We start from the raw sequence: 21516 nt of genomic DNA on the forward strand, positions 1-21516 counted from the left end.
CAATTAAGAGGTCATGATGAGTACTGAAATTAAAACTCAGGTCGTGGTACTTGGGGCGGGCCCAGCAGGATATTCTGCTGCTTTTCGTTGTGCGGACTTAGGTCTGGAAACCATTCTGGTTGAGCGTTACTCCACTCTGGGTGGTGTTTGCTTGAACGTGGGTTGTATCCCGTCAAAAGCATTGCTGCATGTTGCAAAAGTGATCGAAGAAGCCAAGGCGCTGGCTGAGCACGGCATTGTTTTTGGCGAGCCTAAGACTGACATTGATAAAGTTCGTGTCTGGAAAGATAAAGTTATCAATCAGTTGACCGGTGGTTTGGCAGGTATGGCTAAAGGCCGTAAAGTCAAAGTAGTTAACGGTTTCGGTAAATTTACCGGTGCGAATACTTTGGTCGTTGAAGGTGAAAATGGTCCAACCACCATCACCTTTGATAATGCCATTATCGCTGCGGGTTCTCGTCCGATCCAACTGCCATTCATTCCTCATGAAGATCCACGCGTGTGGGATTCAACGGATGCACTGGCACTGAAATCTGTCCCAGAACGTCTGTTGGTCATGGGCGGTGGCATCATCGGTCTGGAAATGGGTACCGTTTACCATGCTCTGGGTTCGAAAATTGATGTGGTAGAAATGTTCGATCAGGTGATTCCAGCGGCTGATAAAGACGTAGTGAAAGTATTCACAAAGCGTATCAGCAAGCAGTTCAACCTGATGCTGGAAACTAAAGTTACAGCAGTAGAAGCCAAAGAAGACGGTATCTATGTAACGATGGAAGGCAAAAAAGCGCCAGCAGAACCACAGCGTTACGATGCAGTTCTGGTTGCGATTGGCCGTGTACCTAACGGTAAACTGTTGGATGCGGGTCAGGCTGGTGTAGAAGTTGACGAGCGTGGTTTCATCAACGTTGACAAACAGCTACGTACGAATGTACCGCACATCTTTGCAATCGGTGACATCGTGGGTCAGCCAATGCTGGCACATAAAGGTGTTCACGAAGGCCACGTTGCCGCTGAAGTTATCGCCGGTATGAAGCACTACTTCGATCCGAAAGTGATTCCATCCATTGCGTACACTGAACCAGAAGTCGCATGGGTTGGTTTGACCGAGAAAGAAGCGAAAGAGAAAGGCATCAGCTACGAAACCTCCACCTTCCCGTGGGCGGCATCTGGCCGTGCTATCGCTTCAGATTGCGCAGACGGTATGACCAAACTGATCTTCGACAAAGAAACTCACCGTATCATCGGTGGTGCTATTGTCGGTACCAACGGTGGGGAACTGTTGGGGGAAATCGGTCTGGCAATTGAGATGGGTTGTGATGCAGAAGATCTGGCATTGACTATCCATGCTCACCCGACGTTGCACGAATCCGTTGGTTTGGCTGCTGAGATTTACGAAGGTAGCATTACCGACCTGCCTAATCCTAAAGCGAAAAAGAAATAATTTCTGATTGCTAATGTGTTAGTTAAAGCGGCTCCTGATTCAGGGGCCGTTTTTTATTGGGAAAAATGTGTCAATGAACGGAATCAGTTAACCTGCGGTACTGGCGGCAATGGTTCATCGGTAAGAGCCAGCATGTCGACCTTGAAGCTTGAGCCATCTGCTGATTCTTCTATATTTGTGACAAGGAAACGGCTTTTAGGCAAGAAGATACGCTCCTCTCCAGGCTCGTCGAGTAATTCGCTGATATCAGTGCTGTTGGTGCGTTCAAGAAAATATTTTATGGTATATCTGACGTTGATTTTTCCCTCTTCCAGCTCTTGACTATTGAATTGGTCGATAAGTTCTTCATCCGCGGTAGTGCTTAAGAATGTATCTATTTGAATGGTTTCTTCAGGTATAACTTTAGATAAGAACTCTGCGCGATCTCTGACTTCCCCTCGGTAAACTTCGCTAACGCTGCTCTCTTCTTCGGAAATAATATAGCCGCTCTCACGTAATGAGACATTAATATCAGAATGGTTATCTAATGCTGTGTAGACTTCCGTTATTTCTGTTTCTAAACCATCATTAGTGGTTCCATTTCTCAGAGCATTATTTATGGCCACAAATCTATCTTCCTGAAAGTTTCTAATGGCAAAGTATTCTCGGAAGTTTATTTTTTCATGTGAAAAGTTTGAATTATAGCGTTGTATTTCATCGTCAATATTTAGGTTGCATTCATCTAATTTCGTTTTTCCATATATAACTTCAAGTTCCTCTTTTATTGTTGAAGTATCATTAGGTGTTATCGGTGCCATTTGGTCAATTCTATTCTTGTCCATCATAAGATTCCCTTCAACATCATAGGCATCTACCGAAGTAGAAGAGTCGTAAGAGGATGAAGAAGCCGAGTCGGTTGATGAAGAGTTGCTGTTATCCGGCGGTTTTATTCTGGGGATTTTAGGGGGAGGTTCATCACTTAAAGTGGGGGGATGGGTATCACCGAACAGGAAACCGACCTTGCCATTTACTCTCTGTAGTCGATCCGAAATTTTGGGTTTAGGCTTCGATGCGGCGGGTAATAGCGGGGTTCGCTCTGGATTGACTCCGATTTGTGAGCCTGGCCTAGCGATACTGACTCTGGGTTTTGCTGCCGTAGTCGCTCCGGGCTTGGCACCAAAGGTGACTTTAAACCCTCTGGGCTGCGGGGTTGGGCCCATACTTAATACGCCGAGACTGATTTCAAACGCGATTTCTTCGTCGGTTTTGGGCGGTGCTTTCCCCTGATCTTTCGGGACGGTTTTACAAGGAACTCCGCGTTCCCATTTACAATGGCGTGACTGAAAATTGGACCAGCTTTCTTTATTTGATTGCCATCTAGGTTGAGCTTCTCGTCCATGGGAAATATTCAATGCTAATGTTGTAAATAATAAAGTTGAAAATGTTATAGTTAATTTCATATTCACTCCTTATTTGATGAGAACGCTTTTATAATATAAATAATGTTATAAGCACGGCCTAGGGTTTCAAAATTAGCATTGAATTGTAAATTTGAATTTATAAGGTAAGTGGATTTGATTTTATATAATGACTATTACGTATGACGATTAATTAACTGTATTATATTAATTAAGGATAAAAACCTTCACGAATTTGCCTCGGAGTGATATTAAACGTGCGACGCAGTGCGGTCGCAAAATTTGCGGAGCTGGTATATCCGGCAATGGCAGCGGCTTGATCGATACTGACTCCTTCTTTTTTTAAGGCCAGCATGGCGCGCTTCAATCGGCAATGGCGCAAATACTCAAATACCGTCACGTTATAATTCTCTCGGAAACGGCGTTGCAGCGTGCTGGGACTCATATTAATTGACTGAGCCAGTTCTTGCAGTGAAAGTTGGTCGGCTTCGCCGCTTTCCAGCCAGTCACGTAACTGTTGAATCCGATTCAAGCCACGCAGAGATATTTTGTTTTGCTGTTGGCTTGATTGTTCCAGTGAGCTGAATGCCTCGATAATCAGACCGATACACTGGCTTTCACATCGTAACCGCTCCAGTGGCGTGCGGTAGGGGGGCGCACTTGCTATTTGCTGGGCGATGGAAATCGCCTGGACAGATGGTTGCCATAAATGAATTGCCAGATGTTGCTGAGTGAAGTCGTACAGTTTCTCCCATCCTCCTTCCTGCGGCAGCAAATCCCCATATAGCCATTCGCGGTCAAAGGTCAGCGTTAAAGTGCGTTCATGACCATTTTTCTTTCCATGCCGGGTAAATAAGGTGTTCTCAACGAGAGAAATCAGAGAGGAAGGCCCTTTCTCATGTAGCTCTAATGGTTTGCCACCAAAGGATATATTCGCGCTGCCGCTCACCACGATAGCCAGTTTGAGTGAGGGCGCCAGACAGTTCTGCGTTTTGATGTCGTAAAGATTAGTGACATTCGCCGTATGCAGAATTAAATGGGGGTTGAGGCGCAGTACCTGGAAATCACCAAATAGCACCGGGTCAGTGACAGAGGATTTCCCTCCGCTTAGACGATAGTCGCTGGCGACCAAATTGGATTGTTGCACAATTTGCTCGGGATAGATGGGTTTAGAAGAAGCCGAAACCTTGCGCATACTATTTTTTTTCATCGCAGACAAGATGAGCCCCCCTTGAGCATTGTCTCCATACTTTTTACCCGATGACATTGACGCTGCGGCAAAGAGCTTTGCCGTTTTCACAAACCTTTTTCCTGTAGCGCAATGTAACAATTAGCGCGCCGAATGGGTAATGAAAATAATTATCAATCTTGTTTGTTTTTGTTGGCTCGTTAATCAGTCGTCGGGGACTCTCTCCGCCGCGATGTGTTGCGGGCGCCAGCACTAGGGAAATTTTTATAATGATGAATGTCAAATGGCAGCGGCGCTACCTGGCGGCCATGATCGGCCTGTGTCTCTCCACACCGTTGTGGGCGCAAGCTCAAAATAATATCAAAACCGGTACGGATACCACGTCAACCGAACAACCGGAAGCCACTGCTACATCTACATCGAAAAAAACCAATGCGCTAGCCAGTGGCGACACTTTGGTGGTAACTGCAGAGCAGCAGGTACGACAGGCGCTAGGCGCTTCGGTTATCACCGCGGAAGATATACGCAAACGGCCGCCGGCCAATGATTTATCCGAAATCATCCGAACTATGCCGGGAGTGAATCTTTCTGGCAATTCCGCCAGTGGTCAGCGCGGCAATAACCGTCAGATCGATATTCGCGGTATGGGGCCGGAAAACACCCTGATTATGATCGACGGCATCCCTGTTTCCAGTCGCAATGCGGTACGTTACGGCTGGCGCGGCGAGCGTGATACTCGCGGTGATACCAATTGGGTTCCCGCCAATATGGTAGAAAAAATCGAGGTGTTGCGTGGTCCTGCGGCGGCTCGCTATGGCAATGGTGCCGCCGGTGGCGTGGTGAATATCATCACTAAGCAGCCGAACAAGCAGCTACAAGGTAGCTGGAATGCTTATATGAATGTGCCGCAGCACAGTAAGGAAGGGGCGACCCGTCGCACTGACTTTAGCCTGATGGGGCCACTAAGCGATACGCTCAGCTTCCGTTTATACGGCAGATACAATAAAACCGATGCGGATGAGTGGGATATCAACGCCGGTCATGAGTCATTGCGCACGGGTAATCAGGTCGGGACTTTACCTGCCGGACGTGAAGGCGTACGTAATAAAGATATCAATGGCTTATTGCGCTGGGATTTCAGTCCCGGTCAGTCTCTGGAATTCCAGGCAGGCTATAGCCGTCAGGGAAATATTTACGCTGGTGATACGCAAAATACCAACAGTAACGCCATTGTGCGCAGCCTGTACGGTGCTGAAACTAACCGCATGTATCGTGAGAATGTCTCGGCAACCCACCGCGGATTCTGGGATAGCGGAGTTAGCACTACGTCTTATCTTCAATATGAAGAAACCCGAAATTCGCGGATCAGTGAAGGTTTGGCCGGCGGTACCGAAGGTATTTTCTCAAACCGCGGTTTTAATACCATCACCCTGGATAATTACGTTGCGCACAGCGAAGTTAATCTGCCGTTCGAGTGGGGCGTAAATCAGGTCGTGACCATTGGGGCGGAGTGGAACGATCAGAAAATGCATGATCCAGCCTCCAATACTCAAACCACGACCGAAGGCGGTAGCGTAGGCGGTTTGAAGGATTCCGGGCGCAATACGCGCACATCGGCGCACATTGCTTCTCTGTTTGTGGAAGATAATATCGAACTGACGGAAACGACCATGTTGACGCCGGCTGTGCGCTACGATCATCACAGCAAAGCAGGGAGCAACTGGAGCCCGGGGGTGAACCTTTCTCAGGCGTTGGGCGATAATTTTACGCTGAAAATGGGTATTGCCCGCGCTTACAAAGCGCCAAATCTGTATCAGACCAACCCGGACTATCTGCTATATAGCCGTGGGCAAGGCTGTTACGGTGGCGGCGGGAGTTGCTATTTAATGGGGAACGAGTCTCTGTCGGCGGAAACCAGCGTAAATAAAGAGATCGGTCTGGAATTCCATCAGGATGGGCTGATTGCTGGTGTCACTTACTTCCGTAACGATTACCGTAATAAGATTGAGCCGGGTTTGATATCAATAGGTAATGCCAGCGGTGGGACAGGCGCCTACGTGGATTCAGATATTTTCCAATGGGAAAACGTGCCTAAAGCCCTGGTGGAAGGTCTGGAAGGCAGCCTGACGGTTCCGGTTACTGATGATGTGCAGTGGAGCAGTAACCTGACCTACATGCTGAAATCGGAGAACAAAACCACCGGGGATTATCTTTCCATCACGCCAGAGTTCACCTTGAATAGCTCTCTGAGCTGGCAGGCGACAGACGATTTATCGTTAATGACCAATGTGGTGTGGTACGGTCGCCAAAAACCGAAGAAATTCGACTATCAGGGAAATCTGGTCACAGGTACTGCGACCAGAGAAGTCAGTCCTTACGCGGTATTTGGTCTGAGCGGCAGCTATACGCTGACTAAGAATGTCAGTGTCACTACTGGGATTGAAAATCTGTTTGATAAACGCCAGTTCCGTGCGGGTAACGCGCAGAGCGTGGCGGGTATTGAAGGTGCCGGAGCCGCGACCTATAACGAACCGGGACGCACTTTCTTCCTTAGCCTGAATACGCAGTTCTAATCGTTAATTTTATTGAATAAAATCGATAGCCCGTAGCGATACGGGCAGTTTTTGATAACAAATATCCGCGCAATCAATCATCTGTTAACCCCCAGTGACAGGCTAGAAATAAAGCTACTTCACGAGTGAAACAGCAAATGGTTTTGGGCTATCAAACTCCCACCGCCTGATTTCTTAACCATAAAAATTGACCGTTATCGGATTGACCTTATTTTCTGCTCCCTATGCTAACCCTTACTCCTATCAGCCTGATCCGCAATACATAACCTGCACGGAGAGATAGTATCCATTGCAAAAATATGGTTATTATGTTGCGGAGTATTTATCACCGAAACCACTTGGTTAGCCACGAATTGATATTCCAAACAAATTTTTCAGGTGATTACACTGTGCTCAACGATTCAGCAAAAATTTAATGTTGCTTTTATGTGAACGAATTAACAACCAGTTCAGATCCTGATATGCTGGCTGCGCAGAACCGGGCACTTACCCTACAACTTTAGGCATCGATTTCGGTGACCGGAGAGAACGGTTAGCCAGGCAAAATAAATGATAATGAAAGCGAGGAGAATGTCGTGCTAGAAGAATACCGTAAGCACGTAGCCGAGCGTGCCGCTGAGGGGATCGCCCCGAAGCCATTGGATGCATCTCAAATGGCCGCGCTGGTTGAAGCATTAAAGAATCCGCCTGTGGGCGAGCAAGAATTCCTGTTAGACCTGCTGATTAACCGCGTTCCACCCGGCGTTGATGAAGCAGCCTACGTAAAGGCCGGTTTCCTGGCCGCCATCGCCAAAGGCGACGCAACCTCTCCACTGATTACTCCTGAAAAAGCCGTCGAGTTGCTCGGTACTATGCAGGGCGGATATAACATCCATCCTCTGATTGATGCACTGGATAACGAAAAGCTGGCACCTATCGCCGCTAAAGCCTTATCTCACACGTTGCTGATGTTCGATAACTTCTATGACGTGGAAGAAAAAGCCAAATCCGGCAACCCGCATGCCAAACAAATCATGCAGTCCTGGGCCGATGCGGAATGGTATCTGTCTCGCCCGGCGCTGGCGGATAAAATCACCGTGACGGTGTTTAAAGTGACCGGTGAAACCAACACCGATGATTTGTCTCCGGCACCTGATGCCTGGTCGCGCCCGGATATTCCGTTGCACGCACTGGCTATGCTGAAAAATGCTCGCGAAGGCATTTATCCCGATCAGCCGGGCAGCGTTGGCCCGATTAAACAAATCGAAGAACTGAATAAGAAAGGTTTTCCGCTGGCTTACGTCGGTGACGTTGTGGGTACCGGTTCTTCCCGTAAATCTGCCACGAACTCAGTGCTGTGGTTTATGGGGGACGACATTCCTTATGTGCCGAATAAGCGCGGTGGCGGTGTGGTTTTGGGCAGCAAAATTGCGCCTATCTTCTTTAACACGATGGAAGATGCCGGGGCATTACCGATTGAAGTTGACGTTGCCAAGCTGAATATGGGCGATGTGATTGATATCTTCCCGTATTTGGGTGAGGTACGTCGGCACGATACCGGTGAAGTGCTGGCGACATTTGAACTGAAAACCGATGTTTTGCTGGATGAAGTTCGCGCCGGTGGTCGTATTCCGCTGATCGTCGGCCGAGGTTTGACCACTAAGGCTCGCGAAGCCTTAGGTTTGCCACCGAGCGAAATTTTCCGTCAGGCCAAGCCGGTTGCCAAAAGCAATAAAGGCTTTTCTCTGGCTCAGAAAATGGTCGGTCGCGCCTGTGGCGTTGATGGTGTGCGCCCGGGTGAATACTGCGAACCTAAAATGACCTCCGTGGGATCTCAGGATACCACTGGGCCTATGACGCGTGATGAGCTGAAAGATCTGGCGTGTCTGGGTTTCTCCGCTGATTTGGTGATGCAGTCATTCTGTCATACCGCCGCTTATCCTAAGCCGGTTGATGTGACCACTCACCATACGTTGCCTGATTTCATCATGAACCGCGGTGGGGTTTCCCTGCGTCCCGGTGACGGTATCATTCACTCATGGCTGAACCGTATGCTGTTGCCGGATACCGTCGGCACCGGCGGTGACTCCCATACTCGTTTCCCTATCGGGATTTCCTTCCCGGCAGGTTCGGGTCTGGTGGCGTTTGCTGCTGCGACTGGCGTTATGCCGCTGGATATGCCGGAATCGGTTCTGGTGCGCTTTAAAGGCAAAATGCAGCCGGGTATCACTCTGCGTGATTTGGTACATGCCATTCCTTATTACGCCATTCAGGAAGGCTTGCTGACCGTTGAGAAGAAAGGAAAGAAAAACATCTTCTCTGGCCGCATTCTGGAAATCGAAGGCTTGCCTGAGCTGAAAGTGGAGCAGGCATTTGAACTGGCCGATGCTTCAGCCGAACGTTCTGCCGCCGGTTGTACCATTAAGCTGGATAAAGCGCCGATCGAAGAATATTTGAAATCTAACGTGGTATTGCTGAAGTGGATGATTGCCGAAGGCTATGGCGATCGCCGTACTTTGGAGCGCCGCATTACTGGCATGGAAAACTGGCTGGCTAACCCGAGCCTGTTAGAAGGGGATGCCGACGCAGAATATGCCGCAGTGATCGAAATCGATCTGGCCGAGATCACTCAACCTATTCTGTGTGCACCAAACGATCCGGACGATGCTCGCCTGTTGTCTGACGTAGCAAACAGCAAAATCGACGAAGTCTTTATCGGTTCATGCATGACCAACATCGGGCACTTCCGCGCCGCCGGTAAGCTGTTGGATCAACATAAAGGTCAGCTGCCTACTCGCCTGTGGGTCGCGCCACCAACCAAAATGGACGCCGCTCAGCTAACGGAAGAAGGCTATTACAGCATCTTTGGTAAGAGTGGGGCGCGCGTTGAAATTCCGGGCTGTTCACTGTGCATGGGTAACCAAGCGCGCGTGGCCGATGGGGCAACGGTAGTTTCTACCTCGACCCGTAACTTCCCGAACCGTTTGGGTACCGGTGCCGATGTGTATCTGGCTTCAGCTGAACTGGCGGCTATTGCTGCTTTGTTAGGCCGTCTACCTACGCCGGATGAATACCAGACTTATATGGCTCAGGTTGATAAGACTGCGGTTGATACTTATCGTTATCTTAATTTCGATAAGTTAAGTGAATATACAGAGAAAGCTGACGGCGTCATTTTCCAGACTGCGCTGTAAGCTATTTTTTGTATTAATCATTAATTTTACTAATAAATTGAAGGGGGCCGATGGCCTCCTTTTTATTGCCTTGTATTCCGTGCTACGGGCGATTTCCTCCGTGATTTCTGAGTATTACTCGCGATAGATCACTCTAGGTTTCGTTTCTGACAGAGTGAGTGAGCGGCATTTGATTCTCTATTTATCACCTGTTCTCCCCGTTGAATGCCTTGTCGAAACATTAGATTATCTTTGTTATCCACTGCAATAGACTACGCTTTCAAAGCAGCCAGCGGCTGTAAGCGTGCGTTAATCCTTTCTTTTTCACAGCGGAAATTACCTAATGACGACACAGACCTCCGATTCATATTCGATAAAAAATCATAATAGGATGGCAGGTAAGCGTGTACTTATTACTGGTGGTACATCGGGTATCGGTTTGGCAGCGGCAAAGCTAATGTTGCAGCAGGGCGCTCAGGTTGCGATTACGGGGATCACACCGGAAAGCCTGGAGAATGCCTGTAAAACTCTGCCCGCAGCCAGAATTTATGCCAGTGATTCCGGCAGTATTCAGCAACAGAGGAGATTGGCTGAAAAAGTTAAACAGGATTTTGGTCAGTTAGATGCCTTGGTACTGAATGCGGGAATGGGGATTTGGCATTCACTGGAAGATTGGACCGAAGCTGATTTTGATCGGCAGATGTCAGTGAATTTCAAAGGGCCGTTCTTCTTACTACAAGCCTTAAGACCCTTGCTGAGCAACCCGGCCTCCGTAGTGATAACCACTTCCATTGCCGCTCATCGTGGCTTGCTTGGTGCGCCGATTTACGGTGCTTCCAAGGCGGCGCTGCTGGCGGTAATGCGTGGTTTAACCACGGAGTTGGCCGGCGATGGCATCAGAATCAACGCGATTTCACCCGGCCCGGTGAATACGCCAATATTGTATAAACAGGGAATGGATGGGGATAAATTCCACGAGCAGTTTACGCCGCTGCTTCCAGTGCAACGTTTCGCTGAAGCCACAGAAATTGCTCAGGCTATCCTGTTCCTGGCGTCTGATGAATCCAGCTACTTGTACGGAAGTGACATCGTGGTCGACGGCGGCCTGATGGCAACATTCCCCGGCTAATGCAGATAAGTAGGATGCAAACCTTTCAAACTGCGGTTTAAGCCGCTATATTTCGCATCTAAATACGCGGGGGGCCAAGGGTCTCCCGTTTTTATTGGGTGTAATCGCAAGATGTTGCATAACTTTGCGAGCTTGGACTTAGTTAGCCCGCCAATAATGTTTAAACTAATAGTAAGAGCAATAGGAGGGCGTGCTATGGACTATGAATTTTTGCGTGATCTAACGGGGCAGGTAATCGTCAGATTCTCCATGGGGCATGAAGTGATCGGCCACTGGCTCAATGAAGAAATTAAAGGTGACCTGACTAAACTCGATGAGATCGAGACCGCCGCGGCTCAGGTCGCCGGTAGTGAACGCCAATGGCAGCAGGTGGGTCATGAATACACTTTGTGGCTGGACGGTGAAGAGGTGATGGTTCGGGCTAACCAACTTGATTTTGAAGGCGATGAAATCGAAGAAGGTATGAACTATTACGATGAAGAGAGCCTCTGCATGTGCGGATTAGAGGATTTCCTCGCCGTGTTAAAAGGCTACCGAGCCTTTATTCTGAAATATTGATTTTTATTTTTCTCTTGGTGAGGCTGGCGATCGGCTGGCAGACCAACACAGCAGCGAACCGGCTACCACCATTCCGACGCCCGGGAGAAATGCGGCTGACGGCGGCGTACTGAGCCATAAACTGGCGATCAGTACTGACAGCAAAGGCGTAAAATATGAAAGGGCAGCGACCAACGTGGCGTTGCCCTTTTTCATGGCGCTATCCCAGCATTGGTAGGCCAGCGCAGTACTACAGCCCATCATCAACAGCTCCATGACTGCCCGCGGTGTAAAATGAAGTGGCCCCGGTGTCAGGGTAAAAAACAGTAGCCACAGGCACAGCGCACAGGCCAGAAGAAACAGCGGCAGTACACCTCGGCCACGACTATAAACACGCACCAGATTGGAGTAAATAGCCCAGGCAAAGGCAGCGAGCAGCGCTAAGCTATAAGCTAGCGGGTTATGGTTGATATTCGTGGCCAAGATACTGATATCCAGACCATTTCCACCGCTGACAACCCAAATAACGCCGAATAAGGCAATGGCTGCCCCTAACCATAGCCACCAGCGGGTGCGTAACCGCAGTAGTACGACGGCGAAAAGCAGAGTGAGGCTGGGCCACAGATAGTTGATTAGGCCAATTTCCAGCGTCTGTTGGCGATCGCTCGCCATTCCGATGGCAATAGCAAAGGCAACCATATAAATAACGAATAACGCACCGCATCCCCATAAATATGCTGGATGCTGCCCGCGAATCTGCGGTTTACCGCCCACCAGCCAGACCAGTATTCCGCTGACGCTATAGATCGCCGCTCCTGCACCAAAGGGGCCTAAGGTTTCGGCTAACCCACGCGTGAGTGCGACACTCATGCTCCAAAGTAAAATAGCAACTATGCCCAATAATGTAGCGGTACGTTCCATGTCGGCAGGCTCAGCGTCGGCGATGAAATATCAGCCAGCCAGAGTACGACATTCGAGCAGGAAAAAATGGGATGATGGGTTGATTTATCGTTGTTTTATCGGAAAGAAAGCGTGGCGAGGATAAAAAACACAGGCAGGAAAACCTGCCTGTGAGCCATTTCGCGTCGATCATACTTCCGGAACGTTGCGCCCGTAGTAGATTTCCTGCATTTCTTTGTACAGCAAACGAGTGATGGTTTCTCTTTCTTCATCGCTCAGTTGTTCTGGCTTGGCGTTAAACAGATAGTGCTTCAGATCGAAGTCTTTCAGCATCATCTTGGTATGGAACATGTTTTCCTGGTAAACGTTCACATCCATCATGTGGTACAGCGACTTCATATCATCTGACATAAAGTTCTGGATCGAATTGATCTCATGATCGATGAAGTGCTTCACACCTTTAACGTCACGGGTAAAGCCGCGTACTCGATAATCCATAGTCACGATATCGGATTCTAGCTGGTGGATCAGATAGTTCAGCGCTTTCAGCGGTGAAATAACGCCACAGGTAGAAACTTCGATGTCGGCACGGAAAGTACATAGCCCGCCTTCAGGATGGCTTTCAGGATAGGTATGCACACAAATGTGGCTCTTATCCAAATGAGCAACCACGGAGTTAGGCAGCGGGCCGGGATGTTCTGATGTATCGACATCACGAGGATCGATGGGCTCTTCGCTGACTAAGATAGTGACACTGGCACCCTGAGGATCGTAATCCTGACGAGCGATATTCAAAATATTCGCGCCGATGATCGAGCAGGTTTCGCTCAAGATCTCGGTCAAGCGGTTGGCATTGTATTGTTCGTCAATGTAGGCGATATAGCCATCGCGGTCATCTGCGGTCTTGGCATAACAAATATCGTAAATACAAAAACTCAGGCTCTTGGTCAGATTGTTGAAGCCGTGCAGTTTAAGCTTGTGCAATTTAGTTCACCTCCTTACGGATTAATACTCAACGTTTTGTGGAAAGTGCATTCAGCAGATACTGTGGCAGGGCAAAGCTACCGACATGAATTGCTGGATTATAGTAACGACAGGTCAGGCCTGCGTGTTCAAACCGGGCTTGCAGTGTAGCGAGATCTAACTGACGCAGCGCCGGGTTTTGCGTAGCCCAGGCAAAGGTCATGATACCGCCGTAATATGTCGGAATGGCTGCCTGATAGAAACTGACATCGCCGAAATAGTTGCTGAGTTTTTTGTGGCTATCGACGGCTTCATCCTGCTGGAGGAAACACACGCCATTTTGCGCGACGAAAATACCGCCTTCGTTCAGACTACGGGCGCAACCTTCGTAGAATGCCGAGGTGAACAGGCTTTCGCCCGGGCCGATTGGATCGGTGCAGTCAGAGATAATGACATCAAACTTTTCGTTGGTCTGATTAACGAAGTTAACGCCGTCGTCGATTACCAGTTTGAAGCGCGGATCGTCATAGGCTCCGGCATTGTGGTTCGGCAGATACTGGCGGCAGAATTCTACGACGCCGGCGTCGATTTCCACCATGGTGATTTGTTCAACGGTGCTGTGGCGGCTGACTTCACGCAGCATGGCACCGTCGCCGCCGCCGATGATCAACACTTTCTTCGCCTGACCGTGAGCCAGCAGCGGAACGTGGGTCATCATTTCGTGATAGATAAACTCATCGCGCTCGGTAGTTTGCACTACGCCGTCCAGCGCCATGACGCGGCCTAAAACCGGGTTCTCGAAGATCACCAGATCCTGGTGCTCGGTTTTCTCGCGGTACAGAATATTCTCTACAGAGAAATACTGGCCGAAATTGGCATGGAGCGTTTCATACCAAAGCTCTTTCTGGGACATGTTAGGGCTCTCCTCCGCGGTAACAGCCATGAAAAATGGGCGCAACATCATAGCCAACTCTGCCCGAGGTTGCACGGTTGAATTTCAGACAGAGGCTATTAGGGCGAATTATTAGTTGGCGTAGGCCAATAAACTCAGTGAATCGCGTGCCAGGAATTTGCATTTGGTGGGAACCGGAATGGCGATGCCGCGCAAATCGCGATAGCTCTCTTCACCCAGGTCTTTCATATTGAAGCTATTATAGTTACGTAAATCCCAACGGTTCTGCTGGGCAAAATACACAATCGCCCGCTTAATTTCCGTATTAGGTAGTTCGTTGTAGCCGCAATCATTCTTCAGATAAACGAAAACCGCAGTGAGATCGGCAAGATCTTCTGCTTCGGATTCGGTTAAAGCTTGGCTGGCAGATGAAAATCCACACAGAGCGAGCAGCAGCACGACTAACTTTGTTCTTTTCATGGCGGAAATTTGCTTATTTAATTGTCAATAAACGTTAACACATTTGGACAGTCCCACACTAAATTTTCTTATAGAACCTTGGTGTGAACGCACAGACTGGGTTATTGCCTCTTGACCTTACCGCAAGGGGAGGGTTTAGGCTCTTCACTAATTATGTACTGTGCTGCATTTTCTGCACTGATTAAACATTTTGAGGAGACGACCATGCTTCGCCGTGATTTCATCAAATTGACGGCGGCTCTTGGAGCCGCCACTTCTCTGCCTCTCTGGAGCCGAGCGGCTTTTGCCGCTGAGCGCCCTAGCCTGCCGATTCCTCCGTTGCTACAACCTGATGCCAGCGGCAAAATCCAATTACAACTGCAAACCGGTAGCATGGTGTGGGTTCCCGGTAAAACGACTCAAACCTGGGGAGTTAACGGCGGATTTCTCGGCCCGGCGATTCGCTTACAGCGTGGTAAACCTGTCACTGTAACGGTGAAAAATACCTTGCCGGAAGCGACCACGGTACACTGGCACGGATTGGAAATACCCGGTGAAGTAGACGGCGGGCCGCAGGCTCTGATTGAGACGGGCGCGACGCGAGAAGTGACCTTTACCGTCGATCAACCGGCGGCGACCTGTTGGTTCCATCCTCATACCCACAATAAAACCGGCTATCAGGTGGCGATGGGATTGGGCGGTCTGGTACTGATCGACGATGACGAAAGCAGCAAATTACCATTGCCCAAGCAGTGGGGCGTCGATGATATTCCGGTTATTTTACAGGACAAATTGCTGGATAAAGACGGACAGATTGATTACCAGCTAGACGTGATGACCGCAGCCGTAGGCTGGTTTGGCGATCAAATGCTAACTAACGGCGCGCGTTTCCCGCAGCAGATTACGCCGCGCGGTTGGGTGCGCTTGAGGGTACTGAACGGCTGTAACGCGCGATCTCTCAATCTGGCGTTGAGCGATGGGCGGCCAATGTATGTGATTGCCAGCGACGGTGGCTTCCTGTCGGAACCGGTAGCGGTTAAAGAACTGCCGATTTTGATGGGAGAACGCTTCGAAATTCTGGTTGATACCGCCGATGGCAAGAGTGTGGATTTAGTCACTCTACCGGTTAAGCAAATGGGTATGACATTGGCGCCGTTTGATCAACCGCTGCCGGTATTACGTTTACAACCGTCACTGGCCGCCGGTAGCAAAGTACTGCCGGATCAACTGGTAGTGTTGCCTGCGCTGGCTTCGCTTGATGGATTGAAGGAACGCTGGCTACAGCTGATGATGAATCCTCAGCTAGATATGCTCGGAATGCAGGCATTGATGACGCGCTACGGGCATCAGGCAATGGCTGGTATGCGCATGGATCAGCACGGCGGCATGGCGATGATGGCCGAAAGTGGTAAGAACAGCGGCGGCTCAATGGGCGGCATGGATCACGGTGCTATGGGGCATGGCAACATGGCCGGAATGGGGCACGGGGCGCAAAAGGCCGAGAGCTTCGATTTCAGCCACGCCAACATGATTAATGGTAAGGCGTTCTCCATGACCGAAGCGGCGTTTGATGCCAAACAGGGGCAATACGAGAAATGGACCATCTCAGGTGAAGGGGACATGATGCTGCATCCGTTCCATATTCACGGCACCCAATTCCGTATCTTAACGGAAAATGGTCAGCCACCGGCGGCACATCGTCGCGGTTGGAAAGATACGGTTCGGGTTGAAGGTGCTCGCAGCGAAGTTTTGGTGCGCTTTAACCATTTAGCGACCGCCAGCCAGCCTTATATGGCCCACTGCCATCTGTTGGAACACGAAGATACCGGGATGATGCTGGGCTTTACCGTCAGCGCTTAACCCGATTCCCCGGACCACACGCGTCCGGGGCTATTTACCTTCATAATCAACTATCTGCCATTTCCTTCACCTGCCCTTATTGCGCACGCGTCGCAACTACTTTCCCGCTATGCTAAACTCAGCGGCTTTCTTCAGGTAACCGACGTTAAAAACTTATGAAACACACCGTAGAAGTAATGATTTCCGAGCAGGAAGTAAAAGCCCGTATCGCCGAATTAGGCAGTCAAATCACCGAGCATTACCGCGACAGCGGCAGCGAAATGGTTCTGGTCGGCTTGCTGCGTGGTTCTTTCATGTTTATGGCGGATTTGTGCCGCACTATCAATGTTTCTCATGAAGTCGATTTCATGACGGCCTCCAGCTACGGCAGCGGTATGACCTCAACCCGCGATGTAAAAATCCTCAAAGATCTGGATGAAGATATTCGCGGCAAAGACGTGCTGATCGTCGAAGACATCATCGATTCCGGTAATACTCTGAGTAAAGTGCGTGAAATTCTGCAACTGCGCGGCCCAAAATCTCTGGCAATCTGCACCTTGCTAGATAAACCAGAGCGCCGCGAAGTTGAAGTTCCGGTTGAGTGGGTTGGTTTCAAGATTCCAGACGAGTTTGTTGTTGGCTACGGTATTGATTACGCGCAGCGTTATCGTCATTTGCCGTATGTAGGCAAGGTGGTCATGCTCGACGAGTAATGGTGGTCGGTACTGCGCGTTCGCACTTTAAGGTTGGGAAGTGCTCGCTATCCTCATAGACAGAAAGTCCACTCCGGTAGCTGCGCGCCAGGCTAGAGTCTGTAGAAATAACCAAGGGCACAATGTGCCCTTGACGTGTTACATCGCTTTGCCTTGTAATAATGTCGCCATCGCTTTTCGGTAGACCATTTCCAGACTGCTTAGGCTGGTGGCCGAAACCTCTAAATCGCGCAGCAAACCATCTTCAATGCCGTAAACCCAACCGTGAATCATCGCTTTCTGCCCGCGTTTCCAAGCGGAGCGCACGATAGTGGAGTGACCAAGGTTGTAAACTTGCTCTACGACGTTGATTTGGCATAACACGTTGCTGCGTTCTTCCTGCGGTAGCTCGCCCAGCAAAGAGCTATGTTTGTACCACAGGTCGCGGATGTGCAGCAGCCAGTTGTCGATCAGCCCCATTTCCTCGCCTTTGATTGCCGCTTCAACGCCGCCGCAGCCGAGGTGACCACAGATAATGATATGTTCGACCTGCAATACATCAATGGCGTATTGCACCACGGACAGACAGTTTAAATCGGTATGGATAACCAGATTGGCCACATTGCGGTGAACAAATAATTCCCCGGACTTCAGTCCGGTTAACTGCTCCGCAGGAACCCGGCTATCCGAACAACCGATCCACAGGAAGCGCGGTTTTTGCGCTTGGGCCAGATGCTCAAAAAAATCAGGATCTTGTTTGCTGATGGAGTTTGACCAGCTGCGATTGTTCGCGATGAGCTTTTGGATTTCTTCCATCGATGTTAATAACCTGTAATAAACGAATTGCGATAGGATAATATACGGCAAGCATTATGATTTAGAAATCGGAACAGTTGTTTCGGGTGAGATACAATGTTGTCCGCGTCACGTCTTCCTGGCATTTATCGGGTTTCCCTCTGCTCCCTGTGACTTGTCTCTCGTCAAATCAGCAGGCTAACCCATTGATATTTAGTCCCGAAAGACATTCATTGAATAAGGTTCATGTTTACTTATGACATATGCACTGGAATTAACGCAGTTGACCAAAACCTACGCTGGTGGCGTTCAGGCACTGCGCGGTATTGATCTATGTGTTGAGGCAGGGGATTTCTATGCCTTGCTCGGGCCCAACGGTGCCGGTAAATCGACCACTATCGGTATTATTAGCTCGCTGGTGAATAAAACCTCGGGGCAGGTACAGGTATTTGGTTACGATATTGATAAGGATATCGTCAATGCCAAGCGTCAGCTCGGTCTGGTGCCGCAGGAATTCAACTTTAATCCGTTTGAAACCGTGCTGCAGATCGTTATTACTCAGGCAGGTTATTACGGCGTTACCCGCCGTGAAGCGCTGGATCGCGCAGAAAAATACCTCAGTCAGCTTGATTTGTGGGGCAAACGCAACGAGCGTGCCATTCGCTTGTCCGGCGGGATGAAACGTCGCTTGATGATCGCCCGTGCGCTGATGCATCAGCCAAAACTATTGATTCTGGATGAACCTACCGCTGGTGTAGATATAGAGCTACGTCGTTCGATGTGGGGCTTCCTGAAAGAGCTGAATGCGCAGGGCACCACCATTATTTTGACTACGCATTATCTGGAAGAAGCGGAAATGCTGTGTCGTAACATCGGTATTATTCAAAACGGTGAACTGGTGGAAAACACCACCATGAAACAGCTATTGAGCAAGCTAGAATCAGAGACTTTTATCTTCGACCTGGGGGCGAAAAGCGCCTTGCCGCAGTTGGAAGGCTACCAATATCGGCTGATAGATACTTCCACGCTGGAAGTGGATGTGAAGCGCGATCAGGGTTTGAACGGTTTATTCAGCCAAATGAGTGCGCAGGGTATTCAGGTATTGAGTATGCGAAACAAAGCCAACCGTCTGGAAGAGCTGTTTGTTAATTTGGTCAATGGCAACGGGGGAGAAAAAGCATGACCCGCCTGTATTGGATCGCTCTGCAAAGTATCTGGATCAAAGAAGTGACTCGATTTGGTCGTATTTGGATTCAGACATTGGTACCGCCAGTCATCACTATGTCTCTGTATTTTGTAATATTCGGTAATCTAATCGGCTCCCGTATCGGTGATATGGGCGGGGTGGATTACATGCAGTTTATCGTTCCCGGCCTGATTATGATGGCGGTTATTACCAACTCTTACGCCAACGTGGCGGCCTCGTTCTTTGGCGCCAAGTTCCAGCGCAGTATCGAAGAATTACTGGTAGCGCCGGTTCCAACTCACATAGTGATCGTCGGTTATGTGGGCGGCGGCGTGGCGCGTGGGATTTGCGTCGGTATTTTGGTGACAATTATTTCTCTATTCTTTGTACCTTTGCAGGTACATTCCTGGTCAATGATCGCTTTAACCGTGCTGTTAACCGCGATTCTATTTTCTCTGGGGGGCTTACTTAACGCGGTATTTGCCAAAACCTTCGATGATATCAGCCTGATTCCGACCTTTGTACTTACGCCCTTGACCTATCTGGGTGGCGTCTTCTACTCCTTGACGCTGTTGCCTCCTTTCTGGCAGGCGGTGTCTAAGCTGAATCCAATTGTCTATATGATTAGCGGATTCCGCTATGGCTTCCTCGGTATTACCGACGTGCCATTGGTATTTACCATTGGGGTTTTGGTGCTGTTTATCGTCGTGTTTTATGGCTCAGCCTGGTACCTGATTGAGCGTGGCCGTGGGTTACGCACTTAATTTCAACCTTCAGGTATTATCGTTAAAAGGACAGCACTGAGCTGTCCTTTTTGCTATTTGCATCGTTAAACATAAAATTCTGAAACTAAATTAATCGTAATAATTAATGATCTTAGTGAATATGGTCTTTCTCACGCTTTAGCATCTCATGCTATGCTGGCTTACCAGAACTCTCTCTTTCATTCAGCGCAGTTACGCGCATAAGTAGAACGATAATGTGGCATAAAAACAGAATAGCGATTGGGATGCTACTCGTTATTGTCATGTCGGTAATCATTCCGGCAGCCCATGCAGACCTCCTGCAAGAAGAAACGGCAGTGCCTTCTAGGTACATGGTCGCCGATCGTAACAGTGAAATTTATGCGCTGATTGGTGAGCATGTGATTCCCGTTGGCGAGGTTAAAAAAGGGCAGCTATTACAGGTTTTCCCGGCCGCGGCGGAATATTATGAATTCAAGTTTGGCCACGGCATCGGTTTTATTGATAAAGACGATCTGCGTGAGATTAATAAAGCCCAAAAAATGAATGACAGATTAGGCGATCTGAATAAACCAACGCCTAATCAAAATATTCTGACCAAGCGTGCGACCAAAATTTATCTTGAGCCGGATACCGCTAGCGAAGAACTTGGCGTATTGGAAGAGAATCTGCGTTACCCGATTATTGGCAAATTGAAAGATCGCCTGAATAACAGTTGGTATCAGATCAACATTGGCGATCGCTTAGGCTATGTTAGCGGCAATGAAACTGAAATTGATAATGGCATTCCGGTGCTGACTTATCATCATATGCTGAAAAATGAAGAGAATAAGCGCTTTAGGAATACCTCGACCACCACGTCTGACGTGGCGTTCAGTAATCAGATGGCGTATCTGAAACAAGCTGGTTATGACACTATTTCGATGTATCAGCTTGAGGCTTACTTGAATAATCAAATCAATCTGCCGGCGAAAGTGGTCGTGCTAACATTTGACGATGGTTTAAAATCGGTCAGCCGTTACGCTTATCCAATTTTGAAAGAACAGGGTTTCCGCGCTACTGCATTTATTATTTCTTCGCGCATCAAACGCCATCCGCAGAAATGGAACCCTGATTCGCTACAGTTTATGAGTATTTCGGAACTGAAACAGATTCAGGATGTATTTGACGTTCAGTCTCACACTCATTTCCTGCATCGGACCGATAACGCACGTCATCCAATCTTATTGAGCCGCTCTTACCATAATGTCATTTTTGATTTTGAGCGATCCCGACGGGCATTATCGCAATTTAATCCCCACGTGATTTATTTGTCTTATCCGTTTGGCGGGTTTAATCAGAATGCGATTGAGGCGGCAAAGAATTCAGGTTTCCATCTGGCGGTGACGACCATACAAGGGAAAGTCAAACCGGGGGATAATCCGTTTACCTTAAAACGGCTATACATCTTACGCACCGATTCTATCCCTACCATGGCTGAGCGCATCGCCAACCAGCCGGGAGCCGTTGTAGCCAAGACTATACCAGCGGTGATTGAGGCTGAGTAGGTTTGCGAAACCAGTCTCGTCGATCAAAGAGAAAGGAGCCTAAAATGGCTCCTTTTTTACGTATTGAGTAAGACGATTATAT

At 48.9% G+C, this 21516-nt stretch carries 17 protein-coding genes; 10 read left to right on the top strand and 7 right to left on the bottom strand.

Features of this window, described 5'->3' with window-relative positions; genetic code table 11:
• Window positions 1-16 precede the first annotated feature (16 nt).
• Window positions 17-1441, top strand: coding sequence for a dihydrolipoyl dehydrogenase (gene lpdA / locus DBA33_RS00800; protein WP_064516455.1), 1425 nt, complete (start codon window positions 17-19; stop codon window positions 1439-1441).
• An 83-nt stretch (window positions 1442-1524) separates the two neighbouring features.
• Here the strand turns inward: lpdA and DBA33_RS00805 are convergent, their stop codons facing one another.
• Window positions 1525-2880 carry a hypothetical protein gene (locus tag DBA33_RS00805; protein ID WP_064516457.1) on the bottom strand — a complete coding sequence of 452 codons (1356 nt, stop codon included), beginning with the start codon at window positions 2878-2880 and terminating at the stop codon, window positions 1525-1527.
• Window positions 2881-3049: 169 nt separating this feature from the next.
• A complete protein-coding gene (locus DBA33_RS00810) occupies window positions 3050-4057 on the bottom strand; it encodes an AraC family transcriptional regulator (protein WP_064518450.1) in 1008 nt (335 codons plus the stop codon).
• Window positions 4058-4299: 242 nt separating this feature from the next.
• Here DBA33_RS00810 and DBA33_RS00815 point away from each other — a divergent pair, with 242 nt between their 5' ends.
• The 4 genes from DBA33_RS00815 to yacL all read left to right on the top strand — a co-directional run bounded on the left by DBA33_RS00815 (window position 4300) and on the right by yacL (window position 11439).
• Window positions 4300-6600, top strand: coding sequence for a TonB-dependent siderophore receptor (locus DBA33_RS00815; protein WP_064518453.1), 2301 nt, complete (start codon window positions 4300-4302; stop codon window positions 6598-6600).
• A 575-nt stretch (window positions 6601-7175) separates the two neighbouring features.
• Window positions 7176-9773: a bifunctional aconitate hydratase 2/2-methylisocitrate dehydratase gene (gene acnB, locus DBA33_RS00820; protein ID WP_120805244.1), complete on the top strand. Its 2598-nt coding sequence runs from the start codon at window positions 7176-7178 to the stop codon at window positions 9771-9773.
• Between the two features lie 370 nt (window positions 9774-10143).
• Window positions 10144-10881, top strand: coding sequence for an SDR family oxidoreductase (locus tag DBA33_RS00825; RefSeq protein ID WP_235600972.1), 738 nt, complete (start codon window positions 10144-10146; stop codon window positions 10879-10881).
• Between the two features lie 195 nt (window positions 10882-11076).
• The gene (gene yacL / locus DBA33_RS00830; RefSeq protein ID WP_049598736.1) at window positions 11077-11439 is read left to right on the top strand and encodes a protein YacL; all 363 of its coding nucleotides are present in this window, start codon (window positions 11077-11079) and stop codon (window positions 11437-11439) included.
• A gap of 3 nt (window positions 11440-11442) precedes the next feature.
• Here the strand turns inward: yacL and yddG are convergent, their stop codons facing one another.
• The 4 genes from yddG to DBA33_RS00850 form a co-directional block, all read right to left on the bottom strand.
• On the bottom strand, window positions 11443-12339 hold the full coding sequence (gene yddG, locus DBA33_RS00835; RefSeq protein ID WP_064516462.1) for an aromatic amino acid DMT transporter YddG: 897 nt from the start codon (window positions 12337-12339) through the stop codon (window positions 11443-11445).
• 168 nt (window positions 12340-12507) lie between these two features.
• Entirely contained in the window at window positions 12508-13302 is a 795-nt protein-coding gene (gene speD, locus DBA33_RS00840; protein WP_049598732.1) for an adenosylmethionine decarboxylase, read from the bottom strand.
• 28 nt (window positions 13303-13330) lie between these two features.
• The gene (gene speE / locus DBA33_RS00845) at window positions 13331-14194 is read right to left on the bottom strand and encodes a polyamine aminopropyltransferase (RefSeq protein ID WP_064516463.1); all 864 of its coding nucleotides are present in this window, start codon (window positions 14192-14194) and stop codon (window positions 13331-13333) included.
• A gap of 111 nt (window positions 14195-14305) precedes the next feature.
• On the bottom strand, window positions 14306-14653 hold the full coding sequence (locus DBA33_RS00850; RefSeq protein ID WP_064516465.1) for a YacC family pilotin-like protein: 348 nt from the start codon (window positions 14651-14653) through the stop codon (window positions 14306-14308).
• Between the two features lie 204 nt (window positions 14654-14857).
• On the opposite strand from DBA33_RS00850, the gene cueO reads away from it, so the two are divergent.
• Together cueO and hpt are read left to right on the top strand one after the other, a co-directional pair.
• Complete coding sequence (gene cueO, locus DBA33_RS00855; protein WP_120805246.1) at window positions 14858-16492, top strand: multicopper oxidase CueO; 1635 nt, start codon at window positions 14858-14860, stop codon at window positions 16490-16492.
• A 155-nt stretch (window positions 16493-16647) separates the two neighbouring features.
• A complete protein-coding gene (gene hpt / locus DBA33_RS00860; RefSeq protein WP_049598727.1) occupies window positions 16648-17184 on the top strand; it encodes a hypoxanthine phosphoribosyltransferase in 537 nt (178 codons plus the stop codon).
• A gap of 138 nt (window positions 17185-17322) precedes the next feature.
• On the opposite strand, the gene can is transcribed toward hpt, so the two are convergent.
• Window positions 17323-17979, bottom strand: coding sequence for a carbonate dehydratase (can, locus tag DBA33_RS00865; protein ID WP_049601342.1), 657 nt, complete (start codon window positions 17977-17979; stop codon window positions 17323-17325).
• 235 nt (window positions 17980-18214) lie between these two features.
• Between can and DBA33_RS00870 the strand changes: the two genes are divergently transcribed.
• The 3 genes from DBA33_RS00870 to DBA33_RS00880 all read left to right on the top strand — a co-directional run bounded on the left by DBA33_RS00870 (window position 18215) and on the right by DBA33_RS00880 (window position 21434).
• Entirely contained in the window at window positions 18215-19141 is a 927-nt protein-coding gene (locus DBA33_RS00870; protein ID WP_064516469.1) for an ABC transporter ATP-binding protein, read from the top strand.
• Entirely contained in the window at window positions 19138-19908 is a 771-nt protein-coding gene (locus DBA33_RS00875) for an ABC transporter permease (protein ID WP_064516471.1), read from the top strand. The genes DBA33_RS00870 and DBA33_RS00875 overlap by 4 nt, the downstream gene beginning before the upstream one ends.
• A 215-nt stretch (window positions 19909-20123) precedes the next feature.
• Window positions 20124-21434: a polysaccharide deacetylase family protein gene (locus tag DBA33_RS00880; protein WP_064516474.1), complete on the top strand. Its 1311-nt coding sequence runs from the start codon at window positions 20124-20126 to the stop codon at window positions 21432-21434.
• Window positions 21435-21516: the final 82 nt, after the last annotated feature.

This window comes from Yersinia sp. IP36721, from assembly GCF_003634395.1.
GTDB lineage: Bacteria > Pseudomonadota > Gammaproteobacteria > Enterobacterales > Enterobacteriaceae > Yersinia > Yersinia entomophaga.